The organism is Blautia sp. Marseille-P3087, from assembly GCF_900120195.1.
GTDB lineage: Bacteria > Bacillota > Clostridia > Lachnospirales > Lachnospiraceae > Blautia_A.
In genome coordinates, this window is sequence record NZ_LT635539.1 from 3,163,127 (window position 1) to 3,180,147 (window position 17,021).

Annotated in this window: 16 protein-coding genes and 1 pseudogene; 13 read left to right on the forward strand and 4 right to left on the reverse strand. The window is 35.7% G+C overall.

What is annotated here, in order from left to right:
- Positions 1 to 33: 33 nt before the first annotated feature.
- From BQ7344_RS15120 to BQ7344_RS15170, 11 genes and pseudogenes are all read left to right on the forward strand, one after another.
- Positions 34 to 432 carry a type II secretion system protein gene (locus tag BQ7344_RS15120; RefSeq protein WP_072523194.1) on the forward strand — a complete coding sequence of 133 codons (399 nt, stop codon included), beginning with the start codon at positions 34 to 36 and terminating at the stop codon, positions 430 to 432.
- Positions 433 to 629: 197 nt separating this feature from the next.
- Positions 630 to 998, forward strand: a pseudogene (locus tag BQ7344_RS15125) (phage tail tape measure protein); the annotation flags it as partial.
- A gap of 29 nt (positions 999 to 1,027) precedes the next feature.
- Positions 1,028 to 1,492, forward strand: a complete 465-nt coding sequence (locus tag BQ7344_RS15130) for a hypothetical protein (protein ID WP_072523195.1) — start codon at positions 1,028 to 1,030, stop codon at positions 1,490 to 1,492.
- Positions 1,493 to 2,297: 805 nt separating this feature from the next.
- Positions 2,298 to 2,666: a helix-turn-helix domain-containing protein gene (locus BQ7344_RS15135; RefSeq protein WP_072523196.1), complete on the forward strand. Its 369-nt coding sequence runs from the start codon at positions 2,298 to 2,300 to the stop codon at positions 2,664 to 2,666.
- Between the two features lie 65 nt (positions 2,667 to 2,731).
- Positions 2,732 to 3,514: an ImmA/IrrE family metallo-endopeptidase gene (locus BQ7344_RS15140; protein ID WP_072523197.1), complete on the forward strand. Its 783-nt coding sequence runs from the start codon at positions 2,732 to 2,734 to the stop codon at positions 3,512 to 3,514.
- Entirely contained in the window at positions 3,511 to 3,921 is a 411-nt protein-coding gene (locus BQ7344_RS15145; protein WP_200793054.1) for a hypothetical protein, read from the forward strand. Before BQ7344_RS15140 ends, BQ7344_RS15145 begins: the two co-directional genes overlap by 4 nt.
- 32 nt (positions 3,922 to 3,953) lie before the next feature.
- Entirely contained in the window at positions 3,954 to 4,832 is an 879-nt protein-coding gene (locus tag BQ7344_RS15150) for a LysR family transcriptional regulator (protein ID WP_072523198.1), read from the forward strand.
- Positions 4,833 to 4,958: 126 nt separating this feature from the next.
- The gene (locus BQ7344_RS15155; protein WP_072523199.1) at positions 4,959 to 5,429 is read left to right on the forward strand and encodes a flavodoxin; all 471 of its coding nucleotides are present in this window, start codon (positions 4,959 to 4,961) and stop codon (positions 5,427 to 5,429) included.
- 27 nt (positions 5,430 to 5,456) lie between these two features.
- A complete protein-coding gene (locus tag BQ7344_RS15160; protein ID WP_072523200.1) occupies positions 5,457 to 6,224 on the forward strand; it encodes a carboxymuconolactone decarboxylase family protein in 768 nt (255 codons plus the stop codon).
- A gap of 53 nt (positions 6,225 to 6,277) precedes the next feature.
- A complete protein-coding gene (locus tag BQ7344_RS15165) occupies positions 6,278 to 7,276 on the forward strand; it encodes an alpha/beta hydrolase (RefSeq protein WP_055215576.1) in 999 nt (332 codons plus the stop codon).
- 2 nt (positions 7,277 to 7,278) lie between these two features.
- Complete coding sequence (locus tag BQ7344_RS15170; protein WP_072523201.1) at positions 7,279 to 7,821, forward strand: flavodoxin family protein; 543 nt, start codon at positions 7,279 to 7,281, stop codon at positions 7,819 to 7,821.
- Between the two features lie 118 nt (positions 7,822 to 7,939).
- On the opposite strand, the gene BQ7344_RS15175 is transcribed toward BQ7344_RS15170, so the two are convergent.
- Positions 7,940 to 8,194, reverse strand: coding sequence for a hypothetical protein (locus BQ7344_RS15175; protein ID WP_235816136.1), 255 nt, complete (start codon positions 8,192 to 8,194; stop codon positions 7,940 to 7,942).
- Positions 8,195 to 8,766: 572 nt separating this feature from the next.
- Between BQ7344_RS15175 and BQ7344_RS15185 the strand changes: the two genes are divergently transcribed.
- Both BQ7344_RS15185 and BQ7344_RS15190 read left to right on the forward strand, forming a co-directional pair.
- Positions 8,767 to 9,801, forward strand: coding sequence for a hypothetical protein (locus tag BQ7344_RS15185; protein ID WP_072523203.1), 1,035 nt, complete (start codon positions 8,767 to 8,769; stop codon positions 9,799 to 9,801).
- Between the two features lie 461 nt (positions 9,802 to 10,262).
- Positions 10,263 to 11,516, forward strand: a complete 1,254-nt coding sequence (locus BQ7344_RS15190; protein WP_072523204.1) for an ATP-binding protein — start codon at positions 10,263 to 10,265, stop codon at positions 11,514 to 11,516.
- Between the two features lie 323 nt (positions 11,517 to 11,839).
- Here the strand turns inward: BQ7344_RS15190 and BQ7344_RS15195 are convergent, their stop codons facing one another.
- The 3 genes from BQ7344_RS15195 to BQ7344_RS15205 all read right to left on the reverse strand — a co-directional run bounded on the left by BQ7344_RS15195 (position 11,840) and on the right by BQ7344_RS15205 (position 16,921).
- Positions 11,840 to 13,198, reverse strand: coding sequence for a restriction endonuclease subunit S (locus tag BQ7344_RS15195; protein ID WP_072523205.1), 1,359 nt, complete (start codon positions 13,196 to 13,198; stop codon positions 11,840 to 11,842).
- Positions 13,195 to 15,582, reverse strand: a complete 2,388-nt coding sequence (locus tag BQ7344_RS15200) for an N-6 DNA methylase (protein WP_072523477.1) — start codon at positions 15,580 to 15,582, stop codon at positions 13,195 to 13,197. The genes BQ7344_RS15195 and BQ7344_RS15200 overlap by 4 nt, the downstream gene beginning before the upstream one ends.
- A 199-nt stretch (positions 15,583 to 15,781) precedes the next feature.
- Complete coding sequence (locus BQ7344_RS15205) at positions 15,782 to 16,921, reverse strand: hypothetical protein (protein ID WP_083585564.1); 1,140 nt, start codon at positions 16,919 to 16,921, stop codon at positions 15,782 to 15,784.
- Positions 16,922 to 17,021 lie beyond the last annotated feature (100 nt).

Here is a 17,021-nt window from a genome sequence, read left to right on the forward strand (position 1 = left end):
TGATTAAAAATTCAAGAAAGGTTGTCGTAAAACATGGAAAGAAATAATAATGGATTCACACTTGTAGAATTGGTAGTTGTGATTTCTATTATTGGTGTATTGATTGCAATTTTAGCTCCAGGGTATACATCGAAAATACACAAGGCGAAAGTAGCAACGGATTGGGCGAATGTGAAATCTTATTATAATGAGATACAAACAGATTATATGTTTACTGATAAGTACAATCCTAAAGTTCCCACTGATTGGCATACAAATCCAAATTATAATTGGAAGATGCTTACTTCATTAAGTGGGGAAAAAGTACCGATGAAAACAGGAGTGTGTGCTGTGAGTTTTGAAGAAAGCAACGGCTATTCCATAACATATCAGTGTAATGCAGGACATTCACAATGCGAGTTTGAGGTGGGAGTACAGAAATCTGATTCATAATAAAAAAAGAGATTGATTGTGAAAAGCCATATGGTAAATAGTATTTTAAGATATATACGGTTGTAAATGATCATTTGTTAGTTTGAAAATTTTATAATGTTACATAGAACATCTGTCAGAAATGGCAGGTGTTTTTCATTTGTTTGGAGCTCAAGAGGCTCCTTTTTTTGTATCCGTTTTTAAGGAGGTGAGAGTTTATGGCAGGTCGTATTCAGGGTATTACTGTAGAGATTGGCGGAGATACAACTAAATTACAAAATGCCCTGAAGGGTGTGAACGGACAGATTAAGTCTACACAGCAGCAACTGAAGGATGTGGACAAACTTTTAAAGCTAGATCCGGGAAATACAGAGCTTTTGGCACAAAAACACAAGCTCCTTGGAGAAGCAGTGGAGGGAACGAAAGAGAAACTTACTACTTTAAAGGCAGCCGCAGAACAGGCAAATACAGCCCTCGCAAATAGAGAGATTTCGCAGTCACAGTATGATGCGCTTCAAAGAGAGATTATTGAGACTGAGCAGGACTTAAAGAGACTGGAGGAACAGGCCAATCAGTCTGCAACTGCTGCAAATTTTGAGTCCTCCATGGTGGTGAAATGAGTGTAAAGCGGGAAGATAATATCTGTACGATTACTTTTGAAGATGAAAACTGGAAAGAGGAAGCACCGGAAGTATTCACTGTTACGGATGGTGCAGTTCCTTTTTATACAGCAGATACGTGGAAATATAATAAAAAAAATACATTCCGAAGTGGAGAGATCGGAAACAGTGCGACCTCAGAGACAACGATCAAGGTCATGTATGAGGAAGAAGGGTTACTGAATTTAAACTGTGCAGTATTCAGTGAGCAGGGCTATGACAAGCTGCACGTTCTGATTGATGGAGTAGAAAAGGTTACGCTTTCCGGTACGGTAAATTTTAAAGAATATGAGTTTGCTATGACAGCCGGAGAACACAGGTGTAACTTTGAATGTATATACTCATGTGGGATTGGACGATGCAGAAAAAGAATTGAAAAATGCAAAAGTTGTAGAAATATGCAATTTTATAGATGGAATTAGGAGAGTATATAGTTTTTCGAATCTTAATGATTTTTTTAAAATGGATATTCCAAATATAAAAAGTATATTGGAAGCGATTGATATTAATGAATTAAGTAAAGAAAAAAAGACTCGGAAGATAGCAGTGGAGAAATTAAAAATTAAATTACAAGAATACTTAGAACTCATTGAAACACCTATATACAAAATATAAAATACACAGTATTATGATTATTGTGAAAGAACACTTTTTTACACAACTGGTATCTTAATTTAGCTTTTATAAGTATAATGATAAAGAGGATGCTGATAGTAGTCTGCACCCCCTAAACTGACTACGATTTGACTACTACACACGGAAGTGATTTACTCCGTTTTGCAGTATTATGCAAAAAGTGTAGTCTAAACGATGAAAATAAATGCTCTTGCCGGACAGGGCAAAATGCCCCAAAACTCGGCATCTCTTAGCATTTTAAGAGGAGAAAATATTATGATACGAGTACTTTTCATCTGCCACGGCACTCTTTGAAAGCTTCGTCAAAAAGCCAGTAAAATCAAGATCTGGAGGGCATAGGCGGTTAGAAAATAACCCGAAAATAACCCATGGGATTTTGTGCAGGTATTACATGTAAATATAGATGATATTTGGGACGCAACATGATAGAAAAGCTGTAAGATTTTGAAAAGAGAAATCTTATGGCTTTTTTGCAAACAAATAGAAGAGAAAAATAGTGTTAAAATGTAAAAAAATATTTTACAATATTATTGATAAATACTCTTTATTTGAATATAATTAGGGTAGAAAAGAGAAAAGGAGGTCATCACAATGAAGTTTGATGAATTATTTGAACAGAGAAGTCTGGTGGCTTCGAAGTTAAAAGATTGTATTAGAGATATGGGGTATACAAAAGTATCCTTTGCGACAAAGGCAGATATTTCACGACCAACTCTTGATAAGTTGCTGAATGGCAGTATAGACAGCAAGAGTTCTTTTGATCGCCATCTGCAGAAAATACTGAAATTACTCAATATGACGGTAGAAGACTTGATGTTGTATCATTCAGCTCCCTCAAAGCTCTCTACAGCAACGGTGTATTCACAGAACGCACCGATGGATCATGAAATGAACGATACAGCAAAGAAGCAGTATAATTTACTTCTTGATGTAATTGATTTGTGTGCGATTTATTATTAAAGGTACCTATAATTTACCGAATAGCAGTTTTGTGTCAATCGAAATGAAATGGAGATGTGGATTAGATGAGTGAATTAATTACTGCCCAAAATTTGGAGCTTGTTATAGAAAAGAATCATGAGATTAAAGAGGAAGTTCTAGCACAGGCAATTAGACTCCAGACAAATCCATCTATAATGAAAGTTGCATCAGCTCCCCAACTTGCACTACTAATTTTACAGGGATTTGGTTTGATTCAGATGCCTATAGAAGATAAATATTGGAGTGGAGCTATATTTGTTAAGGACGAAAAGATTATTCCTGTTATAAATACTGCACTCCCCAGAGCAAACCAATATTTTACAGCGTGGCATGAGATATATCATTTGATGTTTGATAAAGTATCATTTGACCATTTTATTGAAACTGATAATACACTAGAAGAGAGAAAAGCGGAGTATTTTGCAGCATGTATGCTGTTAAATGGTGTTGACAGGTATTTTACAGAACTTCCGGAAGCAGAGTTTGTTTCAAAAATATTCCATTGTATGTCAACATTTCAAGCACCATATAAAGCAGTGTTGGTATCTTTATATGAATATGCTATACAAAGTGAAAATGAAAAGCTTTGTGGCAAAATCAAAGAAGTATTTGACCTTCAATTTGATGATTTACCAAACAGATTCAGAATGCTTGGATTGGACGACAGTCTGGTATGCCCTTCTTATGTTGTCAATACGTCTTCTTTACAAGAAAAAATAAAGAGGACAAGAGATGAAAATCCTGAGCTTCGTTATCATGAAGATAATGAGGATTATTTAAAGAATATTATGGCTGAAATAGCTCTGATAACAAGGAGGAGGGAATGATAGATATAGAAAAAATTGAAAACATAGATGATAAAAAGCATATCGCTCTTTTAGATACTTCATCAATCTCTTTTATGCAGGGACTGAAAATGAAAGGCATACAACCAGAGGACATATTGAAAGATTATGATTTGATTCTGATTCCGGAATGGGTGTTAACTGAAATAAATGATGCTCCAGGAAGAGCTAATTATGTACAAGGATTAATAGAAATGGGATACCCGATATACTGCATTAAAGAGGAATCATATTCGGATTTGACAAATAACGAAGAAGGGAATCTTTATCAGATAGTCCTGGCATCAACGCACCAGTTGGAAAGAATCAGAAGCTATTTGCGTCGTCATGTTGAAAAAGTGGATCCGCTTGATATGGAAGCATGTCTGGGATGCAATATGATAGAATGATTTACAAGAAAAATTTGTAGGAATATAAAGATATGGAATTAAGATTATTACGCTATTTTTTAACAGTAGCAAAAGAACAGAGCTTTACAAAAGCAGCAGAACAATTGCATATTACCCAGCCAACACTTTCCAGACAAATGGCAACATTTGAAGAGGAACTTGGAGTAACATTGTTTAATCGAAGTGGAAAGAAGATTTCTCTTACTGATGAAGGAGTTTTGTTAAAAAGACGTGCTTTGGAGATTCTTGATCTTGAAGAAAAAACATTGGAGGAACTTAAGGGAAAAGAAGATGTTGTGGAGGGTACCATAACCATTGGATGCGGTGAATTTGCAGCAGTGGAGACATTGGCGAAAATATGCAAAACATATAAAGAAAAATATCCGCTGGTTCAGATTGTATTGCATACTGCAACAGCAGATGCAGTGTATGAGATGATGAACAAAGGACTTGTAGATATTGCATTATTCATGGAGCCGGTGGACACTGAAGGGCTGGATTATATCCGGATCACAGATTACGATCACTGGTGTGTCGGAATGCGGCCGGATGATCCGCTGGCAGAAAAAGAGTTTATAAAAAAAGAAGATCTTATTGGAAAGCCCTTGATCCTGCCGGAAAGAATGAACGTTCAAAGTGAACTTGCCAACTGGTTTGGGAAAGACTTTTCAAAATTACAGATTGCTTTTACGAGTAATCTTGGAACGAATGCCGGAGTTATGGCGGCAAATGGACTGGGGTATCCGATTTCAATTGAGGGTGCTGCAAAGTATTGGCGAGAGGATATTCTTGTACAGCGAAGAATTTCTCCTGAAATCACGACCAGTACGGTGATTGCCTGGCGACGGAATATCCCATATTCTTTGGCAGTCCGTAAAATGATCGAGGAGATTAATGCTTTTCAGGCATAAAACAAAATTCAATATAAGCATTAGACATAATGAAGCGATAGAGCTTAAAATAGATGTGTAAGATGAATGTAAATCTTATACATCTATTTTTTTGTGAAAAATACGTATAGAAAGGGGCTTTTTATTATGAGTAAAAAATTAGTGGCATTTTTCAGTGCAAGCGGAACAACAAAAAAAGTAGCACAGATGATCGCAGAGGAAGCAAAAGCGGATTTGTTTGAGATTGAGCCGAAAGTTCCATATACAAAGCCTGATCTTGACTGGATGAATAAAAAATCCAGAAGCAGTGTGGAAATGAGTGATAAAAAATATAGACCGGCGATTATGAAAAAAGAGATGGATATGAGTTCTTATGACGAGATCCTTCTGGGATTCCCAATCTGGTGGTATGTGGCTCCGACAATCATCAATACATTTTTAGAAACTTACGATTTCAGTGGTAAAAAGATTGTGCTTTTTGCAACATCCGGAGGAAGTGGATTTGGGAATACTGTGAAAGAATTGCAGTCATCTGCATCAGACGCAGTTATTACAGAAGGCAGACTGTTAAATTGTGGAACGAAACAGGAAATCACTGAATGGGTAAACTCTTTATAAATAACAGCGTTATGGAGGTATCAGAATATGGGAAAAATAGTACAGACAGCAGGAAGAAATACACTTGGTGAATTCGCACCGGAATTTGCACATTTTAACGATGATGTACTTTTCGGCGAAAACTGGAATAACCAGGACATCGACGTAAAAACAAGAAGCATTATTACCGTGGTTGCTCTGATGGCTTCCGGAATTACGGATTCATCTTTAAGATATCATCTTCAAAATGCAAAAAATCATGGTGTGACACAAAAAGAGATTGCTGCAGTGATCACACATGCTGCATTCTATGCAGGTTGGCCAAAAGCATGGGCTGTTTTCAATCTTGCAAAGGAAGTGTGGGAAACAGGCGAAGGAGATTTGCCATACGAAGAGGAAGCGATGCGGGCGCATGCAAAAGAGATGGTATTTCCAATTGGTGCACCAAACGATGGCTTTGCACAGTATTTTTCGGGCAGAAGTTTTCTTGCACCGATTTCTATTTCTCAGGTTGGAATTTTCAATGTGACATTCGAACCAGAATGCAGAAATAACTGGCATATCCATCATGCAAAAAGTGGAGGCGGACAGATTCTGGTATGCGTTGCCGGAAGAGGATATTATCAGGTAGAAGGTAAAGAAGCTGTAGAAATGAAGCCAGGCGACTGCATCAATATTCCGGCAGAAGTGAAACACTGGCATGGCGCCGCACCGGATGAATGGTTTAGCCATCTTGCAATAGAGGTGCCGGGCGAAAATAGTTCCAATGAATGGCTTGAACCGGTAAGTGATGAAGAATATAGAAAACTAAAATAGGAAGGTTGAAAAAAGTATATTTACAAGACAATTTGCAGATGGGGGTTATATTTATGTTGAAAACAGAAGAATTAAAACTAGTATCAGAATGGGATAAAACTTTTCCAAAAAGTGAAAAAGTAGATCATGAGAAAGTAACATTTGTAAATCGTTATGGAATCACACTTGCTGCAGATTTGTATAAGCCGAAAAATGCATTTGGGAAATATCCAGCGATTGCTGTAAGTGGACCATTTGGTGCAGTCAAAGAACAGTGTTCCGGACTGTATGCGCAGACGATGGCTGAAAAAGGATACCTTACTATTGCATTTGATCCTTCTTTTACGGGAGAAAGTGGAGGCAATCCAAGATACATGGCTTCTCCGGATATTAATACAGAAGATTTCATGGCTGCTGTTGATTTCCTTTCTGTTCGGGAAGAGGTAGATCAAGATAGAATAGGAATCATTGGAATCTGTGGCTGGGGTGGGATGGCTCTTAACGCAGCTGCACTCGATACAAGAATAAAAGCAACGGTTGCATCTACCATGTATGATATGACAAGGGTAAATGCGAATGGGTACTTTGATTCTGAAGACAGTGAAGAAGCACGTTATGCGAAGAAGCAGTCGCTGAATACCCTCAGAACACAAGAATACTGTAAAGGCGAATATTCCAGAGCTGGTGGTTGTGTTTCTCTTCCGGTTCCAGAGGATGCCCCTTTCTTTGTAAAAGATTACAGTGAGTATTATAAAGGCAGATGTTATCATAAAAGAAGCCTGAATTCCAATGATGGCTGGAACAGTATTGGATGTATGTCATTTATGAATCAGCCAATATTAAAGTACAGTAATGAAATCAGAAGTGCAGTCCTCATTGTTCACGGAGAAAAAGCACACAGCTATTATTTTGGAAAAGATGCTTATGAAAATATGATTAAGGACAGCAAGTACACATCCAATAAAGAGCTGCTAACAATTCCAGGGGCTGTTCATACAGATCTTTACGATAATCTGGATGTAATCCCATTTGATAAAATCCAGAAATTTTTTGAAGAAAACGGAGTTGGTTAATTATGGTAAAAAAAGTATTGATCATATCGACAAGTCTTCGAGGAGGGAGCAATTCTGATATACTTGCAAATGAGTGTGCAAAGGGAGCAAAAGAAGCGGGGCATGATGTGGAACTTCTTTCTTTGAAAGGAAAAGATATAAAATATTGTATCGGTTGTCTATCCTGCCAGAGGACTGGGATGTGTGTACAGAAGGATGATATTGCAGATATTATGGCAAAGGTAAAGAATGCAGAAGTTATTGTCTATGCAACTCCAATTTATTATTATGAGATGTGCGGTCAGATGAAAACACTTCTTGATAGATTGAATCCTTTATATTCGGCAGATTATTTATTCAGAGATATTTATATGATTGCAACTGCGGCAGAGAATGATGAAAGTGCATTTGAGAAAGCCTATAATGGGCTGCAAGGCTGGGTAGATTGTTTTGAAAAGGCTTCCTTAAAAGGCATGGTCGGTGGCGGTGGAATTGATGCAGCAAATACAGCTGAGGATCATGTGGATATAATGAAGAAGGCATATGAACTTGGAAAAAATTTATAAGTTGATAAAATAATTCTAATTATTAAAACTAATAGTAACTCAATATTATCAATAGCAAAGCTATAAGATTTCAAAAAATGGAGTCTTATAGCTATTTTTTGCATTTGCCCACTGTATTTTACCCTCTGAGCGTTTCGTTATATGAGGGCGTAAAAAAGAAAGTCTGATGCAGTGGCAAAGAAATTAAATCCATAACACTGGTCAGATAGACAAATCCATCTATTGTCCAGATGTAGGTAATATCCGAACACCAGACTGCATTCGGACGATCAGGATTAAATTGCTCATCAAGGATATTTTGTAATTCAGTGCTGAAATCGGAATCTTTTGTGGCAATCGTCCATGGTTTGCTCAACTGAGCACGGATTTCCATTTGGCGCATATGAGAGCGTTTCAAGTTTTGTGTAAACAGAAAAAACTGATATAAGATATGTCATTAGTTATCGAGGACAGAACCTGTTTTTCAGGCTTCTGTCCTTGTTTGTATTATAATGCAGTTTTAGGGCATATATTATGGCTCTATATACATACTGTCTGTCAGCAAGAAAAGCGGTGGTTTTGGAAAATATAGAGATGGAGGGACTTTCGGAAGCGGAGCTTTCTATGGTAAAATTAGAGAGTGTCAGGGAAGTGTTATTTCAGGCATTATTGCTTGATGATCCATTGTATAAGTCAAATTGCTGAGCAAGCTAATAAATTAAGTGCTTTTCATAATGTGTCGGCTTTTAACTATCCCGAGATGCAAGAATTAGAGAAAATAGCTGATAGATACAATCATATATCGAATGATTTGGAAACCGTGATAGATGATGGTGCGAATAACCAATACCATGAGGATGAAAATGAAACTATATATGATAAAAAAGAAGATAAAGATACAAAGTAGAAATACATTTTGTTTGAATTGATTGAAATGGAATGTATTAATTGAAGGAGAGAATAGATGTGGATAGTTTGAAATTAAATCTAGTACAAAAAGCAGCATTTTCATTAATCCAGCAGGATCTTCAATATATTTATACGGTCATAAAATACATAAAACCGCACGAATCAAATTATATACCTTCTATGTTGCCGTATTTGGGTGTTGTTATAGATGGAGCAGAGGATTGGGTAAAGGCTATTAATAATTCAAGTAAATGCAAATTACAAATACCTTTATTTAAAGAATCAGAGTCCGTTTTTTATGAACAAATCAGAAATAGTATTAAGATGTGGAATCAGGACTATGACAAAATATATAAACTTTTAAAAAATGCCTATCATAAAAGCGATGAGTATTTTGGAAGTGTCTGCAATCCAATTGCTAAAGCGGTTCATCTCTATGATATTTATGGGATGGATACTATAAATGGCGCAATTTGTGGTAACACTATTCTATGCCAATATTATTCACCCTTTTTTTCATATACTGGCAATAATGGAGAGTACATAAAATCAATGACCGAAATTGCTGGTCAATATATTAGACTGTTTAATAGCATAAGTGAATACACTGTAAATAATGATTTTAAATTAGATGTTCAAGATTATGGAGGCTTTGTGAAATCGCCGGTTGGCAATAGATTTAGTGATAAATTTGTGCTGGTATCAATTATATGTCAGATTAATTTTTTGCTGTATGGTGTTGAACAATGGATAAAAGAAGAAATACCCACAAAATTGAGATTTGGGTATATATTGTATTTTTATCTAATAAATGTGGTTGAGCAAATAAATACAAAGTTAGGAATTACTTTAAAAATCGATACAAAATGGAAATCAGATAGATTTCGGAATGCTATGGCACATTACAAGTTGGGAATAGTATTAAAAGAGGATGAATTGATAAATAGCGATGTAATGTTTGGATTAACAAGAAAATTACTTGGAGAGGATTATCTTATCGTAAAGAAATCAATTTATAAGGAACTTAAGGGATTAGCGAAACAGATAGGTGAGTATCTTGAGTTGCCCAAAAGAATGGTATATTTACAGTAATTAGTAGTAACTCCACCCGCTTTTTACTACGTTTCTACTACGATTGCTGTACACATCTTGCAGTATTTTGCTAAGTTTTGCATTTTATGTACAGAAATGACCGATACATAATGAAGAATTTACACCGCGCAAATCGCTGCAAATGGCAGCAGGACAGCGCATTTTGAAAGGAGTTTTTATGAGTATACGCGTACTTTTCGTTTGCCACGGCAATGTTTAAAGTATGGCGAGAAAGACTTGATTTTGTAGGATTTTCTAGATAGAAACAGATAATTTACACCTTATTTATACCTTTGGAAGACCGAATCGGAATAATTAAAAAAGTTGTCATAATTCAGTTGGTCAAAAAATAATACTACACTCAAAATCAATTAAAAAATCAATCGTAAAAAAATACGATTGATTTTTTGTGCATTTTTGCATATAATATAATCATTATGGTTGGAAAGGGAACGATTACTATGCGTGAAACAAGAATATTAGAATTCAAGGAAACGATTACGAATACTTTTTTGAAAACAGTTAGTGCCTTTTCGAATTACAATGGTGGAACAATTCTTTTTGGGGTTGATGATAATGGAAATGTGAAAGGATTGCTAGATGTAAAACAGGCCTGTCTGGATATCGAAAATAAAATCAATGACAGTATATCACCTCAACCAAACTATACACTTGAAATACAGAATAATGACCAGACGATAAAACTTACTGTAAAAAGTGGTCTTCAAAAACCGTATTTATATAAATCAAAAGCATACAAACGAAATGATACAGCAACGATAGAGGTAGATACATTGGAATTTTCAAGGCTTGTATTAGATGGAAAAAATATTAGCTTCGAAGAATTACCTTGTAAAGATCAGGAGCTATCTTTTAAAATTTTACAGTGTAAACTGAAAGAAAATATTTACATTGAAACTTTCAATCAAGATACTTTAAAGACATTGAACCTGTATGACAATATAAATGGTTATAATAATGCAGCGGGACTTTTGGCAGATAAAAATCATTTTTCAGGAATTGATATTGTTAAGTTCGGTGAGAATATCAGTATTATTCAAAAAAGAGTAACGTTTGAACATATATCGGTTTTAGAAATATATGAAAAAGCACTTGCTGTATTTAGAGATTATTACCAATATGAAGTAATACAGGGGGCTGACAGAAAGATGGTAGAGAAAATACCGGAAGCAGCTTTCAGAGAAGCAATTGCAAATGCTTTGATTCATAGGGTATGGGATATTAATTCACACATCAGAGTTTCTATGTTTGATGATAGAATAGAAGTAGTGTCTCCTGGTGGATTGCCGGCTGGAATAACGGCAGAAGAATATTTATCAGGTAAACTATCTATTTTAAGAAATAGAAATCTTGCAAATGTATTTTACAGACTGGGATTAGTAGAGATATTTGGAACAGGAATTACACGAATCAAACAACTGTATGCAGAGAGTTTGATAAAACCAGAATTTGAAGTGTCAGAAAATGCTATAAAAATTGTACTACCGATATTTGAAACGAATGTCAATTTAACCGAAGACGAAAAAGTGATTTACAAATTTTTAAGTAAGACGATGCTGAAACCAATAAGTGAAATTGCACCATATGTCCCATTTGGCAAATCAAAAACAACACAATTACTGAAAGCTATGGAGAAAAAGGGTGTGATTGCAGTTGAAGGAAAAGGCAGAGGAACAAAATATATCATTAAGTGATTGAGAACATAGAGGGTTCAAATTACACAATCTTTCAATAACACAAGGAGAAAATCATATGATAAAAATCTTATTTATATGCCACGGCACTCCAGTTTTACTATAATGCAGGGCTTTGCAAAGTGGGGCAGAGTACGGCAAAATATGGCAAAAAGTATTGGAATTACTACGGTTTAGACTACTAAGGCTCATGGGCAGAATCGGGATAAAGGCAAAGGTTTTGGGAGAAATCCTTAGTAGTAATGAATTACTTAGAGAGATGAAATATGAATGATAAAGCCACAATCGTTGGTGGGGAGATTACCGGGATTGTGGCTATTTTTTTATAAAAATATTTCCTTTTCAAAATTTTTAAGTGCATTAGTTTTGCACTCATCAGCTTTATCATAATAAACCTTTGCACCATCTTTTGCGTCATTGAATCTCTTTACTATATCTTGTTGAATTGGAATGGAAGGCACAGGAATTCGAATGGCACCGATTTCATCACTGTTTAAGTTGTATTGTCCGCCACCTTGTCTTCTCATAACAGCTATTTGCTCTCGAACAAGAGGTGTCATAAATAAAATATTTACATATTCCGGCAATACAATACTTGTGTCAAAGCGATATCTTATAAGATAAGATGCATATGTATAAACATCATCACTATCGAATACCGCAGATTTACCTACTAAATCTTTGCTTCCATTAGTACGAGTTATTAAAAAGTCGCCTTTCCTTAAAATCCATTTATTAGGCTCCTTTGCTGTAGATGCACAACTCGCAGGTAAATACTTCAATTCAGAAAAATCCAATTCCCCATTTATAACGTTTGACATTCTTAATACCGGAATCATTCCTTTTTTCTGCTCTAATGAAGCTTTTACAGAAAGTCCAAATAGTGATTCTACTTGCAAATCTTTTATTCTGTATTCGGTGTATTTGAAACTGTTATACACACTTTCCAATCGACCTTCTTTTTGAATATATCCAACTTCCCAACGTCTGGTTGAAGTAAAGGGTATTATTTGCAAAATGGAAGATGATACATTTTCTTTTTTAACCTCTTTCTTAAAATCTGAAACACCTGACTGAATATTTAACAGCAAGCCATCACTGTAATTGTTGCCTTTCTTTATATTATCTTCAGCCTCACCAAGCTTTGTGTGATAAATATCAAGTATTTTCTGCTGAACTGGTAAAGAAGGCACCGGAATATTAAAGTTTTTAATAAATTCATATCTAGCTCTAGTTTTCATTCCTTTAGGTTTTACCATTGCTACATACTCCATAAAAGCAGGACATCTTAAAGTTAAAAACAAGTATTCAGGTATAACCTTTGTTGTGTCAATAATATAAGAGGTATAGTCTGTTGAAGCGTAAATATCTCCCCATTCGTTTACTGCAAATGCTCCTTTTTCAAAATTTATATTTGACACTAGTAAATCATTCAAATATGATTTATTCATATCATTCTTAATTACTCTGTCTTTGAAAAATACAGCACCATCCACAAATCTAATTTTGGACACAATTGACCTCTTTTTAGGTATATCGGCAGGTTTAATTTTTTCTTTTCGAGGCACAATGATTTTCTCCAATTTCATCATGGAATAAGTGCTTGATAAGTCTTTTGAAAACAAAATCATATCAATATTCCAATCCTTGAATTGAGAAAACTTTTTTGGAGTTAAAATCATAGATTTCTAACCTCCTTACCATCTAGTGAGCAACAATATTTACAGTCGTTATTCTGATAATATTCGTACGCTAAATGCTTATCAGACCACAAATTATTCTGTGTTCTATATGTTAAATATTCATCTACTAACTGAGGGAGCTGATTACCTTCAGATGCTGCACCAGTAGTTGTGATTCCGGCATCATCAACCTTTGCAATAGGAATATCATAATCAAACTTTTTTTTGATTACAGGCTTTACTTCTTCCGAAATCTTCTTCTTAAGATCTTTTAATTCTTTTTCAGCTTTTTTCTTATTTGCTTTATTATCTACCTGCTCCTGTTTAATTGTAGCAATTTCAACTTCTATAGAAGATGTGTTCTTCTTGTCTTTCTTTGCCTGTTTTAATCTTGCATGAGCATCTTTTAAATCATCTTTCAATGAATCTGTGAGGCTGTCAGCAATAGCTATTGCATTTTCAAAAGAATCTAATTCAGCCTGATGTAATGCAGTGACCTCAGCAAGCGCCTCTGTTTTACATCTTGCATATTCAGCTTCTTCGTCAACAGTAAATCTACGCATGAATACAAGGCTTGGTTTTACCGTTGCGCCTGCAGCGATAAACACATCCTGAGGGATAGAACAAATAAGAATGATTTTAGCTCTGCCCTCAAAGTATTCACGAACTGATTGAAGATTCTTATTGTTAAGTACTCCCTCTGGAAGAACCATACCCATACGACCTCCCTTTTTAAGAAGTCTAAGGCATCGTTCCATAAATAAAACCTCTGTCAGAGTAGAAGTGCTACCAAGATCGTAAAGTGAAAGTAATGTTTTACCAATGTGGTCATCAACTTGCTTTAATGCCTCGTCATAAGCTGTACCATACTTTTCTTTATATTTCTTCTTCATTTCCTCATCGGTAAATTTGTCTGCTTCAGAAATAATCTGATTTTTATCGACATTTTGACCGAATGGTGGATTAGTCAGAATCACATCAAATCTTTCCTCGAATATGCCATTTACATTGAGCAGTCCATCGTGATGATGAACGCCGCCATGTCCATCGCCATGCATGATCATATTCATCTTTGATGTTCTGGCCATTCTTGGGTTAGCATCTGTACCATAAATACAATTATGAGAAAGTTGATACATACGGCTATTTTCAATGCTTGTATCAAGTTCAGTATTTAAGGCAGATTGCATATCATCTATTTTTTCACTGATTTCAGCCTGCTCCTGTTCAGATTTAGAGTTGAAATCTGCCCCTTCTAAATCCTCTCTGAGTTTATCTTTTTGCACTTTGATATCGCGCTCAATTTTTTCTCTTACATACTCAAAAGCCTTGATAAGGAATCCACCAGAACCACAAGTAGGGTCGCATATAACCTCGCCTTCTTGAGGGTCTAAGATTTCTGTCATAAAGTCAACGATAGTACGAGGGGTAAAGAATTGACCAAGTTCACCTCGGAAAGTTGTTCCGAGGAACTGCTCGAAGGCGATACCCTTAACATCGTCCTGTGTATCAGAAAGATTGAAATTCTGTAGTTTTTCTAAAATCTGAATAAAACTGTTTTCTCTGATTTTAATTTCGTCACTTTCCTCAAAGAGATGATCGTCCTTAAATTCAACCTTTGTAGTATTGAAAAGGTTCTGCATATAAGGCTGGTCAATACCTGCCGATTTTAAGCCTGGACGGATATTCTTTTCATAGTTCTCAGCCTGTGCAATATATTCTTCCTTAGTGAATACTTTAGTGCCTTTCTGTTGACGCTCATATCTAATCTTCATAAATAGGAGCTTACTGATTTCATCGAATGCAGCTTCAGGAGAAAGTTTATCGTTATTTCTGATGATGTTATGACAGGACTGAAGTGTTTTTGTGAATTCCTCACGAGTAAAAGTTTTGGTTTGATTTTTTAACTGTTCAATTTTCTTAGCATTATCGACATCTTTAGCGGTTGGAATTGCAACGACTTCTTCAAGCTTCTGAGGAAGATATGCTGGGTCAACATTAAAGAATTTTGTTTCCTTTTCATTTGTGGTTACGAAGAACTCTGCATGTGCCCATGAAGCATAGTTAAATCCCTGATAGAAGTCCTCTACATGGATTTTTACATTTTCTGCTTTACATTCAACTACAATAAAGGCGGCTTTTTTAGCATCCTTATCTGACTTATTTTTCCATATAACAATATCTGCACGAGCTTTACCCTGTCCACGTTGTGAGTTTGTTACCTTGATTTCTTGTGCCATCTGGTCAAGAGAGTATCCGTAATCGTTTACAAGAGTACAAATATATCTCTGGCGCACTTTTTCCTCTGGCTTGGCTATCAACCAAGCATTTTTGAGCGGACAAAATATTGTTCCGTTCTTTTCCTGTACTTCCAACTTCGCCATAATAGTTCTCCTTTGCTGCATTCTATCCTCCCGTGGGGGATTAATAATCTCTACCTCTTTTTGGACTATAGACCGATGCCCCCTCAAACGCATATTTCTGTGAAATTGCATAGGGGGTATTCCGTCAGCCAAGATAAAAGGCTATTTTCTTATAATTCTCTATAACCACGTACAAATTACTTATAGAGAATAGCGTACATTAATCTGATCTTGCGTCAGATTGTTTCGATTTTTGTCTCTTTTTCTGCTCTGAATGAGCCTTTTTAATAGCTTTTCGCTCCCGATAGGCTTTCTGCTTTCGAGCATTTCTAACTTTTTGACATTCTTCAGAATCACAAAATTCCTGTCTGTTACTTTTCCTTATTATAAATTTGCCACAGTTACGGCAGCATATCATAATGCCTTCCGGTCTTGAATCATTATTGAATCTGTTTTCAAAAGCAGGATCTTCTGAAATCATTTTTGCGAGAGTGTACCACGCTATATCAAATACGGAATCAATATCAGCAGAAAATTCGTATCTTCCGGTAGCAGAATTGAGCTTTAATTTCATATTAAATTCTGGGATAAAGTCTGCAAGCGTTTTCCGAAGCTCATCATAATCATCATAGGGATTATTGTTAAAATCAAACGAACCTTCTGGCGGTTGTTCTACAGGGTGATTTTCTATGTACTGATTAGTACGCATCATGCTTTCCAACAGTTCTTGAGGAGTGTTTGGTTCACCAACTATATCATTCGGTACTTCGGGAACTGCATGTTTGTATTTCTCAAAGTAGGAGTAACTTTCAAAATATCGTCCTTCTTCATAAAGATTATATGCTACATCATCTTCGGCAAAGAGGATTCCTTCAAGTGCAACATAGAATCGAACGGCATTATAAAGCTTTCCTAAATCATTCATAAACCTGTCAATCTCAAAGATGCCATCATGCTCGACCATTTCTGCGTCAATAGTATTGATATCGAAATTTTCTACAAGTTCTGAGTAGATAAAGTCAATGCTGTAAGGGTGCATATTTTCCATACACCATCGGACTATAAGTTGTTCCTTAGGAATCTTGTTCTCAAAACTGTCTATTACCTTTGCAAGATTACATAGGCTTACAAGGATTCCTCGTCCTGTCAGAGTATCATCATTAGGGAATATTGGCTCTTGCCCCTTCTTGCATACGGGATAAGCACAATAATCTTTTCCGTCATAGCTGATATCATAACTTGCAAATCTGAATGGGTGATATATGAGCTGTCCGATACCACCTATTTCTTTTGAACTCAATATGTCGGTTGTCTTATCTGCCTTAGACGGAATATAGTCTCCGTTCCAGTTAAATGGCATTTTCTCACCTCACAAATCTATCATTAATCTGTAACCGTTAGCGTTACCGTCAGTTTTTGGACTTCGGTTATATTATATCTTAAAATACTCTTGAAAACAA